This is a genomic window from Rothia sp. 27098_8_27, assembly GCF_041432805.1.
In the GTDB taxonomy this organism is placed as follows: Bacteria; Actinomycetota; Actinomycetes; order Actinomycetales; family Micrococcaceae; genus Rothia; species Rothia mucilaginosa.
This window is the reverse complement of the sequence record NZ_JAPWAJ010000001.1, coordinates 693,941-714,870: the sequence shown is the minus strand read 5'-3', so window position 1 is coordinate 714,870 and position 20,930 is coordinate 693,941. Positions and strand designations below refer to the sequence as shown.

The window sequence follows — 20,930 nt, the reverse complement described above, 5'->3', positions numbered from 1 at the left end:
AGATTATGACTATATCCATCACGGGTGAGGCTTTTTGCCTCCACCCGTGCGGATTGCGGCGCGACTGAGAACCCTCGGATGTGTCCAATCTGGTAGGTGAATACCGCCCTCGCAGAAGCGGCGGTGCGCCGTGATAATACAGGAGAAAACATTGACCGCTGACCTCGTAGTAGTCGGTTCGGGCCTCTTTGGTCTGACCATCGCAGAACAGGCTGCCACTGAGCTGGGCCTGAAGGTTGCCCTGCTGGACCGCCGTTCCCACATCGGTGGTAACGCATACAGCGAGAAGGAGAAGCAGACCGGTATTGAGGTGCACCGCTACGGTGCGCACCTGTTCCACACCTCCAATGAGCGTGTCTGGGAGTACGTGAACCGTTTCACCGAGTTCACCAACTACGTACACCGCGTGTACACCCGCCACAACGGCATCGTGTACCCCATGCCCATTAACCTGGGTACCATCAACCAGTTCTTCAACGCAGCTTACTCTCCCGCAGAGGCAAAGGCGCTCATTGCTGAGCAGGCTGGCGAGCTGGCTGGCACCGACCCGCAGAACCTGAACGATAAGGGTATCTCCCTGATTGGTCGCCCCCTGTACGAGGCGTTCATCAAGCACTACACCGCTAAGCAGTGGCAGACCCCGCCGGAAGAGCTGCCCGCATCCATCATTTCCCGCCTGCCGGTTCGCTACAACTACGACAACCGCTACTTCAACGACAAGTACGAGGGTCTGCCCGTTGACGGCTACGCAGCATGGCTGGAGCGTATGGCGGCGCACCCGAACATTGAGGTGCACCTGAACACTGACTTCTTCGAGCCCGGTCACCAGTACTCTCGCGAGAACGTCCTGGGTCAGATTCCCGTGGTCTACACCGGTCCGGTTGACCGCTACTTCGACTACGCTGAGGGTGACCTGTCCTGGCGTACTATCGACCTGGAAGAAGAAGTCCTGCCGATTGAGGACTTCCAGGGCTGCTCCGTGATGAACTACCCGGATGCTGATGTTCCCTTCACCCGCATCCACGAGTTCCGTCACTTCCACCCCGAGCGTGACTACACCAAGGACGCAACCGTCATCATGCGCGAGTACTCTCGCTTCGCGAACAAGGGCGACGAGCCGTACTACCCGGTCAACACCTCCGTGGACCGTGAGAAGCTGCTGGCGTACCGCGACCTGGCTAAGGGCGAGAACAACGTGCTGTTCGGTGGCCGCCTGGGTACCTACAAGTACCTGGATATGCACATGGCTATCGGTGCTGCACTGTCCATGTTCGACAACAAGATCCGCCCGCACTTCGCTAACGGTGCGAAGATCGAGTCCGGTGGTGTTGACGCATAACCATGGCTGATAAGACTTTGAAGAACCTGCAGCGGGTTATTTTCCCGAGCGCGGTTGAGACTGACGTCGTGCCCCTGTACGTGGATGCGAGTGTCGCAACCGGCGTTCAGTTGCCCACCCGTATTGACGGCGACGCTTCCACCTCCATTGCGGAGGCGATGAACACCTCCGGCCAGTCTGTGTCGAGCGCCAGCGCGAACCGTGATGCCGCGAACAGCCTGAACAGCCGCCGCTCCATCACCGTGAACGCGGGTCAGAGCCTGTCTTTCGGCACGTACTTCAACGCGTTCCCCGCCTCGTACTGGCGCCGCTGGACTGACCTGCAGAAGGTCGTGCTGAGCGTTCAGACTCGCGGTGAGGGCATGGTCATTGTGTACAAGTCCAATGGCCGTGGCGTGATTCAGCGCGTGGATGCGAAGCTGCTCTCCGGCGAGGAGACCAACACCTTCACCCTGCCCCTGGCACCGTTCGGTGACGGCGGCTGGTACTGGTTCGACCTGGCTGGCACCGGCGACCTTGAGCTGGTTGAGGCGAACTGGCTGGGCGACATTGAGCCCCGCGCAGACGTGAAGGCTGGTCAGGCGACCGTGCAGATTACCACCATGAACAAGGTGGAGTACTGCATTAACAACATTCGTGCTCTGGGTGAGAGCCCCGAGATTTTCGATGCTGTGCACGAGTTCCTGATTGTGGATCAGGGCACCCAGAAGGTGCAGGATCACGAGGATTTCGAAGAGGTCGTCAAGCCTCTTTCCGGTAAGTTCCGCATTATCAACCAGGGCAACCTGGGCGGTTCCGGTGGCTTCTCGCGCGGCATGTTCGAGGCTGTCAACAACGGTTCCGATTACGTGCTGCTGCTCGATGACGACGTTATCGTTGAGCCCGAGTCGATCCTGCGTATGGTGACCTTCGCGAACTACTGCAAGGAACCCACCATCGTGGGTGCGCACATGTTCGACATGTTCGACCGTTCGGTCCTGCACGCATTCGGTGAGGTTGTTGACCCGTGGCGTAACTTCTACGCTAAGCCGCACGATGACATGGCTATGGGTCACAACCTGGGCCACCACAACCTGCGTAACACCCCGTGGCTGCACCGCCGCGTGGACGTGGACTACAACGGCTGGTGGATGTGCCTCATCCCGACCGCCGTCATCAAGGAAATCGGTCTGTCCCTGCCTCTGTTCCTGAAGTGGGATGACGCTGAGTACGGTTTGCGCGCTAAGGCTGCGGGCTTCGCTACCGTGTCCTTCCCCGGTGCGGGCGTGTGGCACGTGTCCTGGACCGATAAGGATGACTCCGTCGGCTGGCAGGCATACTACCACGAGCGCAACCGCCTCATTACGGCGCTGCTGCACTCGCCCTTCGATAAGGGTGGCCGCGTGCTGCTGGAGTCCCTGTTCTTGGACGTCAAGCACACCCTGTCCATGCAGTACTACACCGAGGCTGGCCGCCTGATGGCGCTGGAGGATCTGCTCTCCGGCCCCGAGCACCTGCACCCCTCGCTCTCGCAGCGTCTGCCGGTGATTCGTGCGATGGCTAAGGAGTACCCGGAGTCTCAGGTGAAGCCGAACGTGGATGACTTCCCGGCTATCCAGACGAAGAAGCCTCCGTTCCGTGGCCGCCGCGCGTTTGCGTCCCCCGGTTACAAGAAGCTCGCTTCGTGGACCGCGAAGACTGTTGCTCGTCAGCTGTTCAAGCCGGTGAGCGAAGAGGCGAAGGCTCACCCGCAGATTCAGCTGAACTACGGTGAGACCAACTGGTGGACCCTGTCGAAGTTCGATTCGGCTCTGGCTACTAACGCTGAGGGTACCGGCCTGTTCTGGTACCGCCGCGACCCCGAGCAACTCAAGTCGAAGCTGGCTCAGGCCGCTAAGCTGCACGTTCAGCTGGTGACCGGCTGGGATAAGCTGCGTGAGCAGTACCGTTCGAAGGCTGCTGAGGTTGCCTCCTACGATGCGTGGGCTAAGACCTTCGCTGAGCATACGGATTCTGAGCTGACCCGATGAGCGATTTGAAGTCTGTTCCCCTGAAGGCGCCCGGTCGCGGCCGCGGCATCCTGGATGCGATGAAGAATCGCTACCTGCTTCGACTGCTGGTCGATAAGGAAATCCAGGTCCGCTACCGCGGCTCGGTGCTGGGTATTCTGTGGTCCTACATTAAGCCGGGTGTGCAGTTCCTGGTGTTCTACATTGCCATGGGCCTTTTCCTTGGCCTGGAACGCGGTATGCACAACTACGCTGTGTATCTTTTCTCGGGCATGATTGCTATTAACTTCTTCTCGGAGGGGTTCGGCAATGGTGCTCGCGCCATGGTGGTTAACAGCGCTCTGATTCGCAAGATTTACCTGCCGCGTGAGCTGTTCTCGCTGTCGACGGTGTGGGTGGCTCTGGTGCATTTTGTGCCGCAGATTGTGGTCATGCTCCTGGCGTGCTTTGCGGTGGGCTGGCATCCGTCCTTGTTGGCTTTTGAGTCGATTCTGGCGGGCATGCTCATCGTGATGCTGCTGTCCTATGGTCTGGGTCTGATTTTCGGTGTGGCTAACGTGTTCTTCCGAGATTCGGAGAACATCGTGGACATGCTGCTGATGGTGGCTACCTGGTTCTCGCCGGTGCTGTACTCCTGGACCATGGTGCGTGACACCCTGTACCCGTGGGTGTTCAACGTGTTCATGATTAACCCGCTGACCGTTGCGGTGGAGCTGTTCCACTATGGCTTCTGGCATCCGACGCTCCGTCCTGAGGATTTGGCGCTTCCTGCGTCGCAGGTGGTTCCGCATCTCTTCAGCTTCTGGACTCCGATTGCCATTGGTATTTCTCTGCTGACCGTTTTGATTGGTGATTTGCTCTTCCGTAAGTTTGAGGGCAACTTCGCCCAGGAGCTCTGATTCTGTGGATATTAAGAAGCTTGAGTTCCCGCCGGTGAGCCCGGACGCTCCCGTGGTGATTCACGTGGAGAATTTGGTGAAGCGCTTCGTTCTGCGCCACACCCGTTCGATGAAGGAAGCTTTTGTGTGGCTGATTAAGGGCCGCAAGGGTGATCTTTCGGAGAAGTTCAATGCGCTCAACGGCGTGAGCCTGGATATTCGTCAGGGCGAGCGTGTGGCTCTTCTGGGTCTGAACGGCTCGGGTAAGTCCACGCTGCTGAAGATGATTTCTGGTGTGATGCGCGCCGATGAGGGTGAGGTTCTTACTCGCGGCAATATTGCGGGTCTGATTGAGGTGGGCGCTGGTTTCCACCCGGATCTGACCGGCCGCGATAACGTGTACCTCAACGGCGCAATCTTGGGTATGACCAAGGATGAGATTGAGGCTTCCTTCGATTCGATTGTGGATTTCGCTGAGATTCACGACTTTATCGATACCGAGGTGAAGTTCTACTCTTCGGGTATGTACCTGCGTCTGGCGTTCTCGGTTGCGGTTCATACGAACCCGGATATCTTCCTGGTGGATGAGATTCTTGCGGTGGGCGATGAGCCATTCCAGAAGAAGTGTATTGCGAAGATTCAGGAGCTGTGCTCTGCCGGTAAGACTCTTGCCGTGGTGAGCCATGACCTGGATTTGGTTTCTAAGATTTGTGACCGCGGCGTGGTGCTGGAGCACGGTAACCTGCGTTTTGACGGTCCGATTAAGGAAGCTGTGAAGGTGATTCGTGGCGGCAACTAGCCGCTAGGTGATTGCTGGTGATGGGGCGTGTATTCCCGATGGGGGAGTGCACGCCCCTTTGCTGTGCCCGAAAGTTATGCCCGAAAGTTGCGCCCGGGAAGGCGCTGCTGCTGGGTAGGGTTCTTGCGTTTTAGCAGGGGAGGCAGCGGCTTCTAAGACGAAATGTTACGTGTGCACCGAGTGCAATATGGCGGTGATTAATGGTGAGCGGTTCGAGGGGCGTACCTGCAACTGTTCTGCAAGTCACAGCTGACTAGGCGTTTTGAATGTTGGTGCACGTTAGGTAACAATGTATGCAATTCTATGCATCAAAAATGCTCAAATACTATACTCGTAAATATTAAGGGGTGTTTTATTACATTTTGATAAATTTGATGCGCTGAGGGTAGGGTGATGGTGGCATTGATGTATCAATGCTTCACCGTATTCCACACAACCACACCACACACAGCATCGGATCATTTCAATGGAGAACACCGTACTGGATACCCGGGCGGAGCATCTAACTCTGCTCGAGGAAAATATCCGTGAGGCAATGCGCCACCGCAGCCTGGATCCGCACGAGGACCAGCATGCGGTGCGTGGGCTCATTGACGAGCACCTGAACGATTATGAGCAGCGGCGCACCCGCATTTCCCTGCCGGATTTGGGTGACCGCGAATCCGTGATTCAGCGCCTGCACGATGAAATCTGCGGCTTTGGCGTGATTCAGCCGTTTCTCGATGACGAGAGCGTTGAAGAAATCTGGATCAACTCTCCCGACGAAATCTTTATCGCCCGTAACGGCGAAAGCGAGCTGACCGGTCTGCACCTGAGCGCCGAGGCGATCAATAGCTTGCTGGAGCGCATGCTCAAGCCTTCGGGTCGTCGTGTGGACCTTTCCTCCCCGTTTGTTGATGCATCCCTGCCGGATGGCTCCCGCTTGCACGCGGTGATTCCGGATATTACTCGCAGGCACACGAGCATCAATATCCGTAAGTTCGTGGTGCGTGCCCGCCGCCTGCCCGACCTTGTGCGCATGAACTCGCTGAGTGCCGGCGCAGCGTCCCTGCTGCATGCGGCGGTGGAGAGCGGCATGAACATCCTCGTTTCGGGCGCAACCCAGGCGGGTAAGACCACGATGCTGAACTGCCTGTCGGCATCCATTCCGCCGCGTGAACGCGTGATTACGTGCGAAGAAATCTTTGAGCTCGCGGTTCCACTACGCGATGTGGTGGGTCTGCAATGCCGACAGCCGAACCTTGAAGGCACCGGCGCGATTGAGCTGCGCCGCCTGGTCAAGGAGGCTCTGCGTATGCGCCCGGACCGCATCCTCATTGGTGAGGTGCGTGAGGCGGAGTCCCTGGATATGCTCATTGCGCTCAACGCGGGTCTGCCGGGTATGTGCACGATTCACGCGAACTCGGCGCGTGACGCGGTGACCAAGATTTGTACCCTGCCGCTGCTGGCGGGCGAGAATATTTCCTCGGCGTTCGTGGTGCCGACCGTGGCGTCCTGCTTTGACATTGTGGTGCATTGCGGCCGCGATTCGCGCGGTCAGCGTCAGGTCGAAGAGATCAGCATGCTGGGTGGCCGCGTTGAGGACGGCGTGATTGAGATGTCCCCGCTGTTTGTGCGCCGTGACGGTCAGATGATGTGCGTGGCGTTGGAGCTGCCGAACCCGGACCGTTGGATTCGTGCCGGTCACCGTCCTGAGCAGGTGCTGGCCCTCGCGAAAGCGGGTCAGTAATGCCTCTGTTTCTGAGCCTGATTTTGGGGTTGGGCGTCTGCCTGATTTACCTTTCCTGCTTTCCTGATAATGGCAAGCCGCCGAAGCCGAGCAACGACCCGGCGCTGGTTGTGGCGTTGCGTAAGGCGGGTATGCATTCGCTGACTCCTCGTACGTTCATGTGGGTGAGTGTCGCCAGTGGTGTGAGCGCGTCGGTTCTGCTGCTGATGCTTACTCAGCTTTTGCCGCTGGGTCTGCTGGGCCTGATTGGTGGTTTTGCGGCGCCTCGCGTGATTGTGAATCATCGTGCCCGCGCGGCGGATGCCCGTATTTGGCAGTTGTGGCCGGATGCGGTGGACCACCTGCGTTCGGCGATTCGTGCGGGTCTGTCCCTGCCGGAGGCGCTGATTCAGCTTTCGTACCGCGGCCCGGAAGAGCTGCGTGATGCCTTTGCCCATTTCTCGCGTGATTACCGTGCGTCGGGTGAGTTTGTGCCGTCGCTGAACCGTTTGAAGGAGTATCTCTCTGACCCGGTGGCGGACACCATTATTGAGGCGTTGAAGATTGCTCGTGAGGTGGGTGGTTCGGACCTGGGTAAGCTGCTGGGCACGCTGAGCGATTTTCTGCGTGAGAATGCGCGTACCCGTTCCGAGCTTCTGGCTCGCCAGTCGTGGACTGTGAATGCGGCTCGCCTCTCCTGCGTGGCGCCCTGGTTTGTGCTGTGTCTGATGGCGACTCAGCCTGCCGCGCGCATGGTTTATAACTCGTTTGCCGGTGCGATGCTGATGATTGCCGGTGCCGCTATTTCTTTGGCGGCGTACCGTCTGATGCTGCGTATTGGTGAGTTGCCGCGTGAACGGAGGGTTTTCGGGTGAACCTGCCTCTGATTTTTGGTCTGCTGTTGGCGACCGGCGTGGGTCTGATTCTTTCGTCGGTGCTGAATACTCGCAGTATTTCGTTTTCTGATCGTGTGGCGTCGCAGCTGCGCGGTGAGACTCTGCGTGAGTCGCTGTTGAAGGAGCAGGAGCGCCGTGAGCCGAGCCTGCTGGAGGCGATTTCGGCGTTCTGCGCGCCGCTTCTGCGTTCGCTGTCTTCGTCGTTGAGCGGCTCGTCGCTGAGCGATAGTTCCGTGCAGGAGCGTCTGCGTCGTGCTGGCTCTTCGCAGAGTGTGAGCGCGTTTCGTGCTGAGCAGCTGCTGTGGGCTCTTGCCGGTGTGACCGTCATGAGTGCCCTGACCGTCATTGGCGTGGTGCAGGAGCGTTTCTCCATCTTGGTGGCTCTTGTGCTGGTGTTGGTGAGCGGTTTGAGCGGCTTTCTGGCGCGTGACTGGTGGCTGGGTGAGGCGGTGACTAAGCGTGAGAAGCAGCTGGTTGCTGAGTTCCCGGCGCTGGCGGAGATGATGGCTCTGTCGGTGACGGCGGGCGAGTCGGCGCTGGCGGCTTTGGAGCGTATCTGTCTGACTTCGCGCGGCGAGTTGGCTCGCGAGTTTTCGGAGATTTTGGCGCAGACCCGCACCGGTGTTTCTCTGTTGAGCGCGCTGCAGGAGTTTGCGGAGCGTACTCGCGTTCCGGCGTTGAGCCGCTTCGTTGAGGGTATTGCTGTTGCGATTGAGCGCGGTACCCCTCTAGCCGATGTGTTGCGTGCGCAGGCTCAGGATGTGCGCGATAACGCAAAGCGTGAGCTGATGGAAACAGCCGGTAAGAAGGAGATTGCGATGCTCGCCCCGGTGGTGTTTTTCATTCTGCCGCTGACGGTGATTTTCGCGGTATTCCCGGGCCTGTCGCTCATGCGTTTGAACTTTTAGATTTTGCGGCGGGTACACACCGTACCGGCTGCACCGCGGTGGGCTGGGCTGATTGCCCGGCGCGCCGCACCAACCACACACTACACCCTTCGATAAGGAGAAAATCATGTTCCGTCGTTTCCGCACCACCCTCACCGTGCTGATTGCCCTGGCTATCGCATCCGTGCTGGCTCTGCGCCTGAAGAACAAGCAGGATGACCCCGAGCGCGGCGACGTGCCCGGCTGGGTCATGATCACCATGATGAGCGCCGTGCTGGTTGCAGCTATCCTGGCGATTGCTCAGCCCGCTCTGACCAAAATGTTCAACGACGCGATTGCTCTGGTTCACCAGTAATGCGTAAGCCCCGCATCGCTTCTGAGCTGACTGCCGCTGAGCTTTCCTCCGCGGAATATTCTGTGGAGGAGAGCGAGCGCGGTGACGCCAGCACGGAATTCGTCATGGTCGGTGCACTGCTGGTGTTGCTGACCATGGCGATTCTGCAGGTTTCTTTCGCCCTGTACACGCGAACGATGTTGGTGGATGCTGCGGCGGCTGGGGCACGTTACGGTACGATGCGTGACCGCACCCCGCAGGAGGGCATGGAGCGTACCCGTCAGCTGATTGAGGGTGTTCTTCCATCCTCGTATGCGGAGAACATTTCGTACCGTCAGAGTAGTGATTCTACGGGCGTGCGCACTTTGGAGGTGACGGTGAAGTCTCCGTTGCCGGTGCTGGGTCCGTGGGGTTTTCCGGATTCTATTGAGGTGAAGGGGCATGCGATTTATGCGGAGCATCGTTCCGGTGATTAGTGGCTTTTCGCTTCGGCAGGGTGCGAAGGCTCGCTTGAAGAGCCGCTCTGACCGGCACAATCCTGAAGAGGGTAGCGCCATTGTGGAGTTCCTGGGCCTGGGTATTACTCTGCTCATCCCGGTGCTCTACGGCATTCTGACGATTTTTAGCCTGCAGTCTTCGGTGATGGCGGCTCATGCGGCGAGCGCCCAGGTGGTGCTGTACGTGCAGGAGCAGCCGCAGGATTCCTCGGTGGGCCCTGATTTGGCTCAGCGTCTGGCGGCGCATGCCGCAGCGGATTACGGGGTTGACCCGTCCGATGTGAGCGTGTCGTTGAGCTGTTCGTCGGGGGAGTGCGTCTCGGGTACGAAGGCGTACGCCACGGTGACGGTTCAGGCGCGTTTGCCGCTGCTGCCTTCGTTTATGGGCGGCGGCGTGATTCCGGTGAGTTCTCATGCGACGAGTTGGGGGTCTGGTCATGTCGAATCCTAATGGTTCCCCGGCACACCTGTTTCCGACTGCTCACCTGTTCTTGGCTGTACGGGAATGGTATGCCCACGCTCGTGCCCGCGTGCAGAGCCGGGCGCTCGCCTCTGACCGCCTCGCCTCAGACCCGGAAGAGGGTAGTATTGCCCCGTTGATTGTGGGCATGGTGGCGTTGCTTCTGCTCATTGGTTCGGTGACGGTGGCGATTACCGGCGCGTATCTGCAGACTCAGCATCTGCAGGATATGGCTGATGCTCAGGCGAACTCGATTACCCGCACGATCCGCACTCCGGATGAGGCGAGTGGTTCGGCGGCGTGGGAGTATGCGAGTGCGTACCTGGCTGAGGTTCAGCCGGGGCAGGATTTTCATGCGTTGCGCCTGGAGAACGTGTCCGTGGATTCTGATCACGGTGTGCACGTGTACCTGTCGGCTCGTATTCGTCCGCCGCTGCTGTCGATTCTGGTGCCTGATGGTATTGAGGTAACCGCTCATGGTTCGTCGCGTTTGAAGACGAGCCAGGGCCCGTCCACCGATTAGTGCGTCCATCAACGGCGCACGGGCGTAACGGCGCACGGGCGTAACGGCTCACTCGCTTATTGGTGTGTTGTGAGCCCCCTAGACTGCGAGGGCGCATCCGCAAGGTAGTGTAACGGCTAGCGGATGCGCCCTCGTTTTATGCCCTTTTTATGTCTTCGTTGCGCGGATTCTTCCCTCTGCCTGCCTTATCCTTCTGCGCTGTGGGCTGTTGCGGACTGTAACGGCGGGACTTTCTGGCCGTTTCGCGATAGTGTTAAAAGCTATGGCATCCTTCGACTTTTCTGCTGAGATTAAAGAGCTTCGCGCGATTTTCACCTCTATTGCTGCTGTGAGCGATATTGAGGGGATTGAGCGCGCCATTGAGGACCTGTCTGCGCAGGCTGCCGCACCCGATTTGTGGGATGACGTGGAGAACGCGCAGAAGGTCACGAGCGCACTGTCGTATAAGCAGTCGGAGCTGAATCGTCTGCGTTCGCTGTCTTCTCGCATTGATGATGTTGAGGTGATGGTGGAGCTTGCCGAAGCTGAGGATGAGGAGACTGCCGCCGAGCTGCTCGCTGATGCTGAGCGTGAGTGCGGTGAGATTCGCGCCAAGCTGGAGGAGCTTGAGGTGCTGGTGCTGCTGTCGGGTGAGTACGATCAGCGTGAGGCTGTGGTGACGATCCGTTCGGGCGCCGGCGGCGTGGATGCTGCTGATTTCGCGGAGATGCTGCTGCGCATGTACCTGCGGTGGGCGGAGAAGAACGGCTACCCGACGAAGGTTCTGGACACCTCCTACGCTGAGGAGGCGGGCCTGAAGTCGGTGACCTTTGAGGTGAACGCGCCGTATGCTTTTGGCCGCCTGTCGGTGGAGGCGGGTACTCACCGCCTGGTGCGTATTTCGCCGTTTGATAATCAGGGCCGCCGCCAGACCTCGTTCGCGGCGGTTGAGGTGATTCCTCTGATTGAGCAGACGGACGCTATTGAGATTCCCGAGTCTGAGATTAAGGTGGACGTGTTCCGCTCGTCGGGCCCGGGCGGTCAGTCGGTGAACACGACGGATTCGGCGGTGCGTATGACTCACTTGCCGACCGGTATTGTGGTGTCGATGCAGAATGAGAAGTCGCAGCTGCAGAACCGTGCGGCGGCTTTGCGTGTGCTGCAGTCTCGCCTGTTGCTGTTGCGTAAGGAGCAGGAGGACGCGAAGAAGAAGGAGCTTGCCGGTGATATTAAGGCGAGCTGGGGTGATCAGATGCGCTCCTATGTTCTGCATCCGTACCAGATGGTGAAGGATCTGCGTACCGGCTATGAGGAGGGTAACACCTCTAATGTTTTGGATGGCGGTTTGAACGCCTTTATTGATGCTGGTATTCGCTGGCGTGCTTCGGGGCGCGCGGCTGAAGAGAGCTAAGACGTATAAGGAATGAGTGATGGCTCAGAAAAAGAAGAAAGACGCGAAGAAGGACCCGAATAACGCGATTATTGCTCAGAATAAGAAGGCTCGCCACAACTACAACATTGTGGATACCTATGAGGCGGGTATTGTTCTGCTGGGCACCGAGGTGAAGTCTCTGCGTGATGGTGGGGCGTCCATTGTGGATGGTTTCTGCCAGGTGACCGATAACGAATTGTGGCTCGAGGGTATTCATATTGCGGAGTATGGTTACGGTACGTGGACGAACCATGCGGCTCGTCGTCGCCGTAAGCTGCTGCTGCATCGTTCTGAGATTAATAAGTTGGCGCAGAAGCTGAAGGAGACCGGTTACACGGTGGTTCCTTTGAAGCTGTACTTCTCGAATGGTCGTGCGAAGGTTGAGATTGCCTTGGCGACCGGTAAGCGTGAGTACGATAAGCGTCAGGCTTTGCGTGAGCGTCAGGATGACCTGGAGGCGCGCCGCGCGATGCGTTACCGCAACCTCGGCTAGGGCAGCGGCAACGGCCGAGGTGCACGGTTGCTCCAAGAACTTGCCGGTAGGGGCGGGGCGCGGTTCCTCGCGTATAATGGTTGAAAATTCGCGGCGTACCGCGAGCACCATACTTTTATGAGGAGACACATGTCTGAGAACCCGAACTACCAGCAGAACCCGGGCGAGTTCATTCCCGCACCGCAGCAGGCACCCGCATACAACATGCAGGGCGGCTACCCCGGCTACCAGCCGACCCCGAGCTCGGCTCTGGCGATTGCTTCGCTGATTCTGGGTATTATTGGTCTGCTCACTGGCTTGATGTTTTTTGGTGCTGTTCTGGGCCTGGTCGGCGTGATCCTGGGTATTGTTGCTCTGGTGAAGGTGAAGAACGGTACCGCATCCGGTAAGGGCATGGCGATTGGTGGTATTGTTACCGGCGCGCTGGGCATGATTGCTGCCGCTGCTATGATGGTGCTCGGCATTGTTCTCGCGAGCCAGTGCGTTGAGAACGCGGTGCAGGATTCGAACGGTAACTACGTGTGCACCATGGCCGGTCAGACCATGACCCTGACTCCCGAGGACTACGACGCTGCCCGCCGCTAAGCCGCGTTGAGCATATAGAGATGTGAAGGGACCGAATAGTGTTGAACTATTCGGTCCCTTGCTCTTTTTCTGCGCTGAATCTGCCCGATTGGTGGATTCTGGGGGATGATTCTGGAATCTTGGACTTCATAGATGACCCCAATGACGGCTTATTTATATAATGGAACCGAACTCAGCGCGCAATGGTGCGTTGGGCGAGTATAAATTGTTCGCTGCAACTGTGAAGGAAAGAACGACGGATGTCTGAGAATAACTACGGAAACAACCAGGGGAACGCACAGAACCCCTACGCTGCTCAGCAGCCTAATTCTTCCGCCCAGAGCTCGTACGGTCAGGATTACGGCCAGGCTCCTTCGGCACAGAACACCTACGGCCAGGATTACGGTCAGAGCGCATCCGCTCAGAACACCTACGGCCAGGCACAGCAGCAGAACGCTACTCCGCAGAACTCGACCCAGCAGAACCAGTACGGTCAGTTCGGTGCGCAGCCTTCTTCGCAGAATGCTTACGGCCAGAACGCTGCTCAGGGTACCTCTGCCCAGGGCGTTGCTGCTCAGGGCGCTTCGGCTCAGAACACCTACGGCCAGCAGCAGTACGGCTATGGTCAGGACGCTTCCTACCAGGCGCAGCCCGCTCAGCAGAACCAGTACGGTTACGGCCAGGACGCCTCCTACCAGGCGCAGCCCGCTGACTACAACTACCAGCAGAACTCTTACCAGCAGCAGCCTCAGCAGGATGCTTACGGTTACGGTCAGCCCGCGGGTTACCCGTATGCGGCTCCCGTGACGAAGAAGGCTCCCGGCATGGCGCTCGCGGCAATGATCCTTGGTATTGCGGCTGTACTGACCGGTTTCCTCGTGTTTGGTGCGCTGCTGGGTATTGCCGCGATTATTCTGGGTGCGCTGTCCCTGAAGAAGACTAAGGAAGTTGGCGCGGGTAAGGCATTCGCACTGACCGGTATTATCACCGGTGCGGTGTCTGTCCTGATTTCGATTTGCATGCTTTTCGTATACATTTCTTTCTTCCAGACCGCTGAGAAATGCCTTGCGGTTGGTACCGAGGACGGTCACGGTAACGTGGTCTGCCAGATTGGTGACAACCCGAACAACCGCATGACTGTTCCGGCTCACCGCTAAGGTTTGACCGCCTAATTTTGACTGCCTAATTTTGGCTACCCAGTGCGGTACGCGAACGGGGTGGGGCTCCTAGATATTCTGGGGCGCCTCACCCCGTTCGCTGTGCCCGTGATTTTCTGCACCGATTTTCTGCGCCCACCGTTGATCCGGGTGTGTGTGGGGTGGGGGACTTGCACGCCGTTAAACATCTTAGATATACTGAATCTCTACCGTGTTTGAATGGCACCGCGGCGTCAAGGTATGTCGAGGAAAACTTTCAGAAGACGGTGGGCTTTTTGATAAAAGCATAGGGGGATGATCGGTTTCGACGATGTGAGTTGAGATGGGTGAAGCGTGCCGAGGATGCAGGGTTATCTCGTTAACGCCCTCTGCAAAAAATTAAGTGCAGAATCTAAGCGCACTGACTTCGCACTCGCTGCCTAAGCGCGAGTTGCCGTCTGTCGGCCTGAGCATGCCTTTGGCTCAGTTACCGGCATCGACTTAAAAGGCCACTGCTGCTAGCCCTTGTTGCGGGGGTTAGCGGGACTTTTACGTGACTAGGTTCGTCGGTATATGTGTTTATGCAAGTACCGGAGCCGAAAAGTAGCGTTCGCATAAACTGCGCACGGAGAAGCCCCGTTGACGCCACATCGGACCGGGGTTCGATTCCCCGCATCTCCACGATCTCCCAGCCGTCCGCTATCCCGTATGGGGTGCGGCGGTGATTATCGGTTCCAATCCAGAGGAAGAACCGCGGTAGGTTTCTACCACCCGGCAGGACGCCCCACGGCGTCACCTGCCGGGTATTTTTATGCCCAATTGTCGGTCTGTATTGTCGGTCCTGTTCTGGGGTGTACCGGCGTGCTTGTGGGTTGGGCGTCAAAAGTTTTGGGCTAACGTCAAAAAGTATGGGCTGGCGTCGAAAGGTTTAGATGGGCAACATCTTCATCCGCACCGACCCTGCCGGGAACACCAAACCCGACAAAGAAAAATCCACCGAGAAGATCGACGGCGTGGTGGCCACTATCATGGGCCTCGACCGCGTGATTAGATGCGGCAGCAGACCCGCCACTGAGAGCGTGTATGACAGAAGAAGCATATTTTTCATGTAATGTCAATTTACGTGGTGCATCTGACGAGACTCTCTGATAGACTGCTGAGTAGTAACGTAAGATACATCACTATGTGACGTGGGAATGTAAACACAACCGCAATTTCTGCTTGGAATTGGGGGCTAGCTGCTTCCACGATTGCAAGAGCTTTAGGGCCAGCATTTGTTGGTGGTTTTGGAAAAGCCCTTGGAGGTCCGGCAGTAATTGCCGCTGCGCTAGCTGTTGCAGCAGTGTCCTGCACTCTCACTCTTTAACCTGGGAGAGGTCCAATGCGTACGAAGAATATATTTACACTAGGATTTTTTCTCACTATTGTTCCGGTGTTCTGGGTGATTATCTCATTTGCCAGAGACGGGGAGTTCTTTAATCCAGTATCAATTCTAAGTGCAATTTTAGGAGGTCTTTTGGTCACTTTTGCAGCCAGAAGGACGCTTGAGAGTGATTCAAAGTTCCCTAAGGGACCCCCTAAAGGACCTAGTGTGTAAAACATCGCTTATAAGTTTCTAAGAGGAAGAACCGCGGTAGGTTTCTACCACCCGGCAGGACGCCCCACGGCGTCACCTGCCGGGTATTTTTATGCCCAATTGTCGGTCTGTTCTCGGGTGTACCTGCGTGGGTGTATCGGCGTGCCCGAGGGTGCTCAGGTGACCGCATTGTAATGAGAACGCCATCAGAGAAGACGAAAACGCACCCTATGGCGTAGTATCGAAGGGTAGATATCGTTGTTCGGCGTTGATTGTTCTTCAATCTCACCGGCAACATTCGAGAACAACCACAGAGCCACCAAACGAGCCACAGGTTAGCCGGTCATAGGGATGCCGCCGCTACGATGCGGTAGCTACATGCCCGCTATGACGACCACTCAAGGACACACCATGGAAAACCAGATTCCCGCCCCCTCCTTCCCGGAGCAGAACAACGCAAACTCCCCGCAGCCGGTACCTGCAGGCGTAGCACCCAGCGCTCCCCTCGGCGCAGCACCCGCTGGCCCCGCCCTGGGCGTGGCACCCGCTAACGTGCGCGACCGCGACGACAGCTACCAGCGCATCCCGGACATCTACCGGGTACCGGCTGAGTACCGCCGCCCCTACGGCGAGACCACCGGCGACTTCCGCGGCCCCGGCTACTTCTACTCCATCGGCGCGTTCGGTGCCTCCCTGGGTGCCCTGGCGCTGACCCTCTACGCGTGGGTTCAGGTCGCGGCACTCCACGCTGAGGCAAGGACCAGGTCCGGCGATTACAGCTCCTCTGCTTATAGCTCCAGCCTGAGCCTGAGCCCCAACATCATGGTGATTGCTCTGCTGCTCGTGGGCCTAATCCCGGTAGGCGTGTCTATCTGGCTTGCCATCTACTCGGCGAAGGTGAACGCCGGTCACACCACCAAGTACACCTCGAAGATGACGACCTTCAACATTCTGGCGTACATCATCTCGGGTCTGAGCCTGCTGGGTCTGCTCGGCACCCTCACCATGCTGTCCTAAAACAGGCAATACGTGCTCTCAAAGCGATAACAGCGAGGCGGCGGCTTTCCACTATCGGAAAGCCGCCGCCTCGCTGTATTGTCACCGCCATCGGGGGGGGGGGGGGGCGCAGGCTAGGGTTGGGGTGCGAGCGCCTCCAGCACCTGCTGCTGGACCGCCGCCGTATTACTTGCCACCAGGGACACCGGGCGCACACCGGCGGCAGAAACGCCCGCGTGCTCGGGCAAATCGCCCTCCAGGGTGGAGGCTACGCCGCCAGCCTCACGAATCAGCGGCAGTAGCGCCGCCACCTCGTAGAAAGACAGGGATGCGTCCACGACGGTATCCACCGCGCCCTCAGCGAGCATACACGCCGCCCAGAACGAACCGTACGCGCGAGAACGACCCACGCAGCTCAGAAGCTGTACAAGCTCGCCAGAGCGGTCCACAGCGCCTTCAGAGGCAGCCTTCCAGGAGGAGAGGTCGGTGTACGCGGCAGACAGCTGATCCAGCTGAGTCAGCGAAGACACCTCAAGACGAGTTGCCTGCGCCAAAGACTTACCCGTGTACGCACCCGAACCGCGAGCAGCCCACCAGCGGCGACCCAGCGCGGGTGCAGACACCACACCCACCACCGGCTCACCCTGATCCAGCAAAGCAATCAGAGTCGCCCACACCGGCACGCCGCGGCGAAAATTATCCGGCTCAGCAATCGGCGCAATCACCCACTGGCGCGCCGCCTGACCGTTATAGCCGGCATGCGCACCGGCAATACCGTCACGAGTACGCACACGCGACAGCTGCGCGCGCAGAAGCTCCTCAACCTCCTGAGCCACACCCGAGGCGTAATCGTCAGGCTCCTGCACCGGCACCTGCGGTTCTACGGGCTGCTGAGCAGCCTGCTGCCACGGCGCCAACGGTGCCGCAGCGGGTGCCGCCTCGGCGGGCTCTACCACCTCGGAAGCGGGGGAGAAGACCGGGCGGTCACGAAAACGCATAGCGCTCACACGATCGACGCTATCGGCAAGAATATGCGCAAGACGCAAATCGTCGGTGTACTGCTGGGGACGGCTCATAGTAATGCTCTTCTTCAGTATTCGGTGATGTAGTCAGCAAAAATGTGTGTGTAGTGCTGTGTGTAATACAGGGCAGAGAACCTAGACGAGAGCGCCCAGTTCCTTCTCCGAATCGCCCTCTTCAGGAGTCAACAGCAGCAGCTTACGCAAGGACTCCAGGCGGGCGGGACCGCTCTCACCGGCATGACCGGCAGCAACGTACGCCTCCAGACCGCACTCGGGAGCCTGCGCCGCGTGAGTACACGCCTTCGGACAATCCGCCGCACCCGGTGCCAGATCCACGAACGCCTCCACGACGGTCTCCGGCGGCACATGCGCCAGACCGAAAGAACGAATACCCGGAGTGTCAATAATCCAGGTGCCCGGCTCCATCGGGTCGCCATTCGCATTCACCGGACGCAACGCCAACGCCGACGAGGATGTGTGGCGGCCACGGCCCGTCACCGCGTTCACATGGCCGGTCGCACGCTCAGAGCCGGTCAGCGCATTCACCAGGGTTGACTTACCCACACCCGAATGGCCCAGAAGCACCGACACCTGCCCCAGCAGCTCCTGCAGAAGCTCCTGAACCGGTGCCGACTCCAAACCGGCAGCGCCCTCCTGACTCGGCGCCAAACCATCCGAAGACGAAGACAGCACAATCTTCAAACCGCTCGCCGCATAGTAATCCAGCAGGTTCTGCGGGTACCGCACATCGGTCTTGGTAATGCACAGAATCGGTTCAATCCCGGCGTCAAACGCCGCCACCACGGCACGGTCAATGAAGCCGGTGCGCGGCTCCGGGTTCGCCGCAGCAACCACAATCACCAGCTGCTGAGCATTCGCCACGACCACGCGCTCCGACGGGTCGGTGTCGTCGGCGCTACGGCGCAGAATCGAGGTGCGCTCGCCCAGACGCACAATGCGCGCCAGGGTATCCTTCGCACCGGAGGTGTCACCTACCAGGTCCACAAAGTCGCCGGTTACAATCGCGGTGCGGCGCAGCTCCTTAGCACGCGCCGCAATGAGGGTACGCTCCTTCTCGGTACCCTCATCAACGACGACCGACCAGCGGCCGCGGTCCACCGTAATGACCCTGCCACGAATCGCTTCTTTGAAGGTCGGGCGGTCCTTCGTGCGGGGGCGGGAGCCCTTCTTGTTCGGGCGCACGCGCACATCCGACTCGTCCCATTCGGAGAAATCGCGCACGTTCATGCGGGAAGAACCCATTTAGAAGACCTCCTGGTCGGCGGTAACGTCAGAGGCGGAAGCGCCGGTCTGCCATTGCGCCAGCATGTCCTCCCACATTGCGGTAAATTCGGGCATGGTCTTAGCGACGGTGGCTACGTTCTGCACCACCACATTGGGGCGGCGCAAACCAATAATCGCCGCGAAGGTTGCCATACGGTGATCGTCGTAGGTGCGCGCCAGAACCGGCGCAGCCTCAGCGGTAGCGGGGATGGGCGCCTCGATCACCAGCGAATCGGCGGTGTCGTGGGCGGTACCTCCCAGGCGGTTAATCTCAGCGGCGAGCGCGGCGAGGCGGTCCGTCTCATGACCGCGCAGATGCGCAATGCCGGTCAGCTCAACGCGGCCCTTCACGAAAGCGCAGGCAGCCGCCATGGTCGGTGCCAGCTCGCCACCTGCAGACAGGTCAAAGGAGAAGTCCCCCTCGGGAAGCTGCGCCGGACCGGTCACGGTCAGACGGCCCTCAGCGTAGCGAACCTGCGCACCCAGCGCGGGCAGAAGCTCACGCCACATATCGCCCACCTGGGTCGTACCCGCCGAAGAATCAGCCGCGGGTGCCGGCCAGTGAGGAATAGTCACCGACTCGCCGGTAACCACGGCGGCGGCAAGGAAAGGACCGGCATTCGACAGGTCCGGCTCAATGGTCATCTCAAAGCCGGGGAAAGAACCGGGGTGAACCGTCCAACGGTACTCGCCGCCCTCTGCTTCGTTGCCTTGGTTCGGGTAGTGCTCCTGAACCTCGATACCCATCTGGCGTAGCGCCTCTACGGTCATCTGAATGTGCGGGATGGACGGCACCGAAGAGCCCTCGTGCACCAGCACCATGCCCTGCGGCAGGCGAGGCGCCATCAGCAACAGCGCCGAAACGAACTGGGACGACGTCGAAGCATCAATACGAACCACGGGTGCCTCAGAAACACCCTCTACGCTCGCCAGACCGGGGGAGCGCAGCACGAAGGGCAGAGCGTTTTCGCCCTGCTCACACTCCACCTGCACACCCAGCTGACGCAGACCCTCCAGAACCGGACCCATCGGACGCTGACGAGCGTGCGGGTCACCGTCAAAAGCGAACTCACCCGGCAGCAGCGCCGCCAGGGCGGGCACAAAACGCATCACGGTACCGGCAAGACCGCACTCAATCGACACGGTGCGCGACTGAGCGGAATCGGACTGAGCCTGTGCGGAATGCGCTTCCACAAAGCTCAGGGGAGTAACCTTAACATCCGGACCGAACGGCGAATCGGTCGGAACCAGCTCAATACCCGCACCCAGCTGGCGCAACGCCTCAATCATCAGCGCCGAATCGCGCGAATGCAGCGGCGCACGCAAATACGAGGGGGAATCAGCCAGAGCAGCAAGCAACAGATAACGGTTCGTGAGCGACTTAGAACCCGGAATATGCACCAGCGCGTTCTTGCCAGCGGCTTCGCTGGAGGCGGGTGCCAGGGGAGCGGGCCAATCACCGGGGGAAAGCTGCACTGCTACGTCGCTCATACATCCTCTTCTGGTTCAAATCATGGGGAGGGCGCAGACTCAGAGACGCTGCGCCGGTTGATGTCTACCCCTATTCTACCGGTTGAGGGTTTGCGAGCCGCTGAGGGCTCCAGCGATGAGATAGGCAGCGCGAACCAAGCAACACGAACCAATCAATACGCGTAAAGGCGGTGCACCGTTATTGGTGCACCGCCTTCACTCATCATCAGATTTCTGTACCCCCAGCGGGGCAACAGCTTGGGGCAGCTTAGAGGTTAGCCTCGGCGCAGAACTTCTGCACATCCTGCAGCAGACGCGCCTTCAGCTGCTCGGGCGCCTGCTGAGCGCACGAAGAACGCATCTTCTCACGAATCATCAGCTCAAAGTCCTTCACATCCGCGCATTCGGGGCAGGCATCCAGATGCGCCTGAACCGTGCGTAGCTGCTCGGGGCTCAGCTCCCTATCGAGGAATTCGTAGAGGCGCTTGAGGGTCGCCGAGCAGGGCTGGCCACCGCAATCCTCCAGCGGCTCAGAAGCCGCGGAGGCATCGGGGACAGAAGAATTCTTGTCTGTGGTTGACATCGGGGTTCCTTTCACACGGAAGGTATAAAGCGTTAGGGGAGTCTAGCCCCAACCTCATGGGGGCTAGCTCACGTGTAGAAGAGCGA

General features: G+C 59.0%; 21 protein-coding genes and 1 other RNA gene. 18 read left to right on the top strand and 4 right to left on the bottom strand.

The features are described from left to right. Positions 1-151: 151 nt before the first annotated feature. The 18 genes from glf (at position 152) to O3675_RS02595 (ending at position 16,506) form a co-directional block, all read left to right on the top strand. Complete coding sequence (glf, locus tag O3675_RS02680) at positions 152-1,339, top strand: UDP-galactopyranose mutase (RefSeq protein ID WP_005508581.1); 1,188 nt, start codon at positions 152-154, stop codon at positions 1,337-1,339. A 2-nt stretch (positions 1,340-1,341) separates the two neighbouring features. After that, complete coding sequence (locus O3675_RS02675) at positions 1,342-3,348, top strand: glycosyltransferase (RefSeq protein WP_371570790.1); 2,007 nt, start codon at positions 1,342-1,344, stop codon at positions 3,346-3,348. Next, positions 3,345-4,226: an ABC transporter permease gene (locus tag O3675_RS02670; RefSeq protein ID WP_005505397.1), complete on the top strand. Its 882-nt coding sequence runs from the start codon at positions 3,345-3,347 to the stop codon at positions 4,224-4,226. The genes O3675_RS02675 and O3675_RS02670 overlap by 4 nt, the downstream gene beginning before the upstream one ends. A gap of 4 nt (positions 4,227-4,230) precedes the next feature. Next, complete coding sequence (locus tag O3675_RS02665) at positions 4,231-5,004, top strand: ABC transporter ATP-binding protein (RefSeq protein WP_049327692.1); 774 nt, start codon at positions 4,231-4,233, stop codon at positions 5,002-5,004. Between the two features lie 466 nt (positions 5,005-5,470). Then, positions 5,471-6,733: an ATPase, T2SS/T4P/T4SS family gene (locus O3675_RS02660; protein ID WP_314363599.1), complete on the top strand. Its 1,263-nt coding sequence runs from the start codon at positions 5,471-5,473 to the stop codon at positions 6,731-6,733. Beyond that, positions 6,733-7,587: a type II secretion system F family protein gene (locus tag O3675_RS02655; protein WP_005505400.1), complete on the top strand. Its 855-nt coding sequence runs from the start codon at positions 6,733-6,735 to the stop codon at positions 7,585-7,587. The genes O3675_RS02660 and O3675_RS02655 overlap by 1 nt, the downstream gene beginning before the upstream one ends. Then, the gene (locus tag O3675_RS02650) at positions 7,584-8,516 is read left to right on the top strand and encodes a type II secretion system F family protein (protein WP_049345773.1); all 933 of its coding nucleotides are present in this window, start codon (positions 7,584-7,586) and stop codon (positions 8,514-8,516) included. The genes O3675_RS02655 and O3675_RS02650 overlap by 4 nt, the downstream gene beginning before the upstream one ends. A gap of 106 nt (positions 8,517-8,622) precedes the next feature. Further along, positions 8,623-8,850 carry a hypothetical protein gene (locus O3675_RS02645; RefSeq protein ID WP_005505403.1) on the top strand — a complete coding sequence of 76 codons (228 nt, stop codon included), beginning with the start codon at positions 8,623-8,625 and terminating at the stop codon, positions 8,848-8,850. Then, positions 8,850-9,305, top strand: a complete 456-nt coding sequence (locus tag O3675_RS02640; protein WP_371570786.1) for a TadE family protein — start codon at positions 8,850-8,852, stop codon at positions 9,303-9,305. The genes O3675_RS02645 and O3675_RS02640 overlap by 1 nt, the downstream gene beginning before the upstream one ends. Next, entirely contained in the window at positions 9,271-9,777 is a 507-nt protein-coding gene (locus O3675_RS02635) for a pilus assembly protein TadE (protein ID WP_371570783.1), read from the top strand. Before O3675_RS02640 ends, O3675_RS02635 begins: the two co-directional genes overlap by 35 nt. Continuing rightward, complete coding sequence (locus O3675_RS02630; protein ID WP_371570781.1) at positions 9,764-10,309, top strand: pilus assembly protein TadG-related protein; 546 nt, start codon at positions 9,764-9,766, stop codon at positions 10,307-10,309. Before O3675_RS02635 ends, O3675_RS02630 begins: the two co-directional genes overlap by 14 nt. 262 nt (positions 10,310-10,571) lie before the next feature. Further along, positions 10,572-11,699: a peptide chain release factor 2 gene (gene prfB, locus O3675_RS02625; protein ID WP_049327697.1), complete on the top strand. Its 1,128-nt coding sequence runs from the start codon at positions 10,572-10,574 to the stop codon at positions 11,697-11,699. Between the two features lie 19 nt (positions 11,700-11,718). Further along, entirely contained in the window at positions 11,719-12,213 is a 495-nt protein-coding gene (gene smpB / locus O3675_RS02620) for an SsrA-binding protein SmpB (protein WP_005508591.1), read from the top strand. A gap of 129 nt (positions 12,214-12,342) precedes the next feature. Further along, positions 12,343-12,798, top strand: a complete 456-nt coding sequence (locus tag O3675_RS02615) for a DUF4190 domain-containing protein (protein ID WP_049345767.1) — start codon at positions 12,343-12,345, stop codon at positions 12,796-12,798. A 239-nt stretch (positions 12,799-13,037) separates the two neighbouring features. Beyond that, on the top strand, positions 13,038-13,934 hold the full coding sequence (locus O3675_RS02610) for a DUF4190 domain-containing protein (RefSeq protein WP_371570779.1): 897 nt from the start codon (positions 13,038-13,040) through the stop codon (positions 13,932-13,934). 290 nt (positions 13,935-14,224) lie between these two features. Next, positions 14,225-14,597, top strand: a transfer-messenger RNA (tmRNA) gene (gene ssrA / locus O3675_RS02605). 248 nt (positions 14,598-14,845) lie between these two features. After that, entirely contained in the window at positions 14,846-15,025 is a 180-nt protein-coding gene (locus O3675_RS02600) for a hypothetical protein (RefSeq protein WP_371570777.1), read from the top strand. An 875-nt stretch (positions 15,026-15,900) separates the two neighbouring features. Next, entirely contained in the window at positions 15,901-16,506 is a 606-nt protein-coding gene (locus O3675_RS02595; RefSeq protein WP_371570775.1) for a hypothetical protein, read from the top strand. A gap of 113 nt (positions 16,507-16,619) precedes the next feature. Here O3675_RS02595 and O3675_RS02590 read toward each other — a convergent pair whose 3' ends face one another. The 4 genes from O3675_RS02590 to rsrA form a co-directional block, all read right to left on the bottom strand. After that, complete coding sequence (locus O3675_RS02590) at positions 16,620-17,561, bottom strand: inositol monophosphatase family protein (protein ID WP_371570773.1); 942 nt, start codon at positions 17,559-17,561, stop codon at positions 16,620-16,622. Positions 17,562-17,642: 81 nt separating this feature from the next. Further along, on the bottom strand, positions 17,643-18,770 hold the full coding sequence (gene rsgA / locus O3675_RS02585; protein ID WP_012903240.1) for a ribosome small subunit-dependent GTPase A: 1,128 nt from the start codon (positions 18,768-18,770) through the stop codon (positions 17,643-17,645). Further along, the gene (gene aroA / locus O3675_RS02580) at positions 18,771-20,282 is read right to left on the bottom strand and encodes a 3-phosphoshikimate 1-carboxyvinyltransferase (protein ID WP_371570772.1); all 1,512 of its coding nucleotides are present in this window, start codon (positions 20,280-20,282) and stop codon (positions 18,771-18,773) included. Positions 20,283-20,529: 247 nt separating this feature from the next. Then, positions 20,530-20,844 (bottom strand): mycothiol system anti-sigma-R factor, encoded by a 315-nt coding sequence (rsrA, locus tag O3675_RS02575; protein ID WP_371570770.1) that lies wholly within the window; start codon positions 20,842-20,844, stop codon positions 20,530-20,532. Positions 20,845-20,930: the final 86 nt, after the last annotated feature.

What these genes read in the sequence shown, in the direction of transcription:
- O3675_RS02675 (WP_371570790.1), top strand. Translation starts at nt 1,342, where the DNA reads ATGGCTGATAAGACTTTGAAGAACCTGCAGCGGGTTATTTTCCCGAGC.
- O3675_RS02670 (WP_005505397.1), top strand. Translation starts at nt 3,345, where the DNA reads ATGAGCGATTTGAAGTCTGTTCCCCTGAAGGCGCCCGGTCGCGGCCGC.
- O3675_RS02660 (WP_314363599.1), top strand. Translation starts at nt 5,471, where the DNA reads ATGGAGAACACCGTACTGGATACCCGGGCGGAGCATCTAACTCTGCTC.
- O3675_RS02655 (WP_005505400.1), top strand. Translation starts at nt 6,733, where the DNA reads ATGCCTCTGTTTCTGAGCCTGATTTTGGGGTTGGGCGTCTGCCTGATT.
- O3675_RS02645 (WP_005505403.1), top strand. Translation starts at nt 8,623, where the DNA reads ATGTTCCGTCGTTTCCGCACCACCCTCACCGTGCTGATTGCCCTGGCT.
- O3675_RS02640 (WP_371570786.1), top strand. Translation starts at nt 8,850, where the DNA reads ATGCGTAAGCCCCGCATCGCTTCTGAGCTGACTGCCGCTGAGCTTTCC.
- O3675_RS02635 (WP_371570783.1), top strand. Translation starts at nt 9,271, where the DNA reads ATGCGATTTATGCGGAGCATCGTTCCGGTGATTAGTGGCTTTTCGCTT.
- O3675_RS02630 (WP_371570781.1), top strand. Translation starts at nt 9,764, where the DNA reads ATGTCGAATCCTAATGGTTCCCCGGCACACCTGTTTCCGACTGCTCAC.
- prfB (WP_049327697.1), top strand. Translation starts at nt 10,572, where the DNA reads ATGGCATCCTTCGACTTTTCTGCTGAGATTAAAGAGCTTCGCGCGATT.
- smpB (WP_005508591.1), top strand. Translation starts at nt 11,719, where the DNA reads ATGGCTCAGAAAAAGAAGAAAGACGCGAAGAAGGACCCGAATAACGCG.
- O3675_RS02615 (WP_049345767.1), top strand. Translation starts at nt 12,343, where the DNA reads ATGTCTGAGAACCCGAACTACCAGCAGAACCCGGGCGAGTTCATTCCC.
- O3675_RS02610 (WP_371570779.1), top strand. Translation starts at nt 13,038, where the DNA reads ATGTCTGAGAATAACTACGGAAACAACCAGGGGAACGCACAGAACCCC.
- O3675_RS02600 (WP_371570777.1), top strand. Translation starts at nt 14,846, where the DNA reads ATGGGCAACATCTTCATCCGCACCGACCCTGCCGGGAACACCAAACCC.
- O3675_RS02595 (WP_371570775.1), top strand. Translation starts at nt 15,901, where the DNA reads ATGGAAAACCAGATTCCCGCCCCCTCCTTCCCGGAGCAGAACAACGCA.
- O3675_RS02590 (WP_371570773.1), bottom strand. Translation starts at nt 17,561, where the DNA reads ATGAGCCGTCCCCAGCAGTACACCGACGATTTGCGTCTTGCGCATATT.
- rsgA (WP_012903240.1), bottom strand. Translation starts at nt 18,770, where the DNA reads ATGGGTTCTTCCCGCATGAACGTGCGCGATTTCTCCGAATGGGACGAG.
- aroA (WP_371570772.1), bottom strand. Translation starts at nt 20,282, where the DNA reads ATGAGCGACGTAGCAGTGCAGCTTTCCCCCGGTGATTGGCCCGCTCCC.
- rsrA (WP_371570770.1), bottom strand. Translation starts at nt 20,844, where the DNA reads ATGTCAACCACAGACAAGAATTCTTCTGTCCCCGATGCCTCCGCGGCT.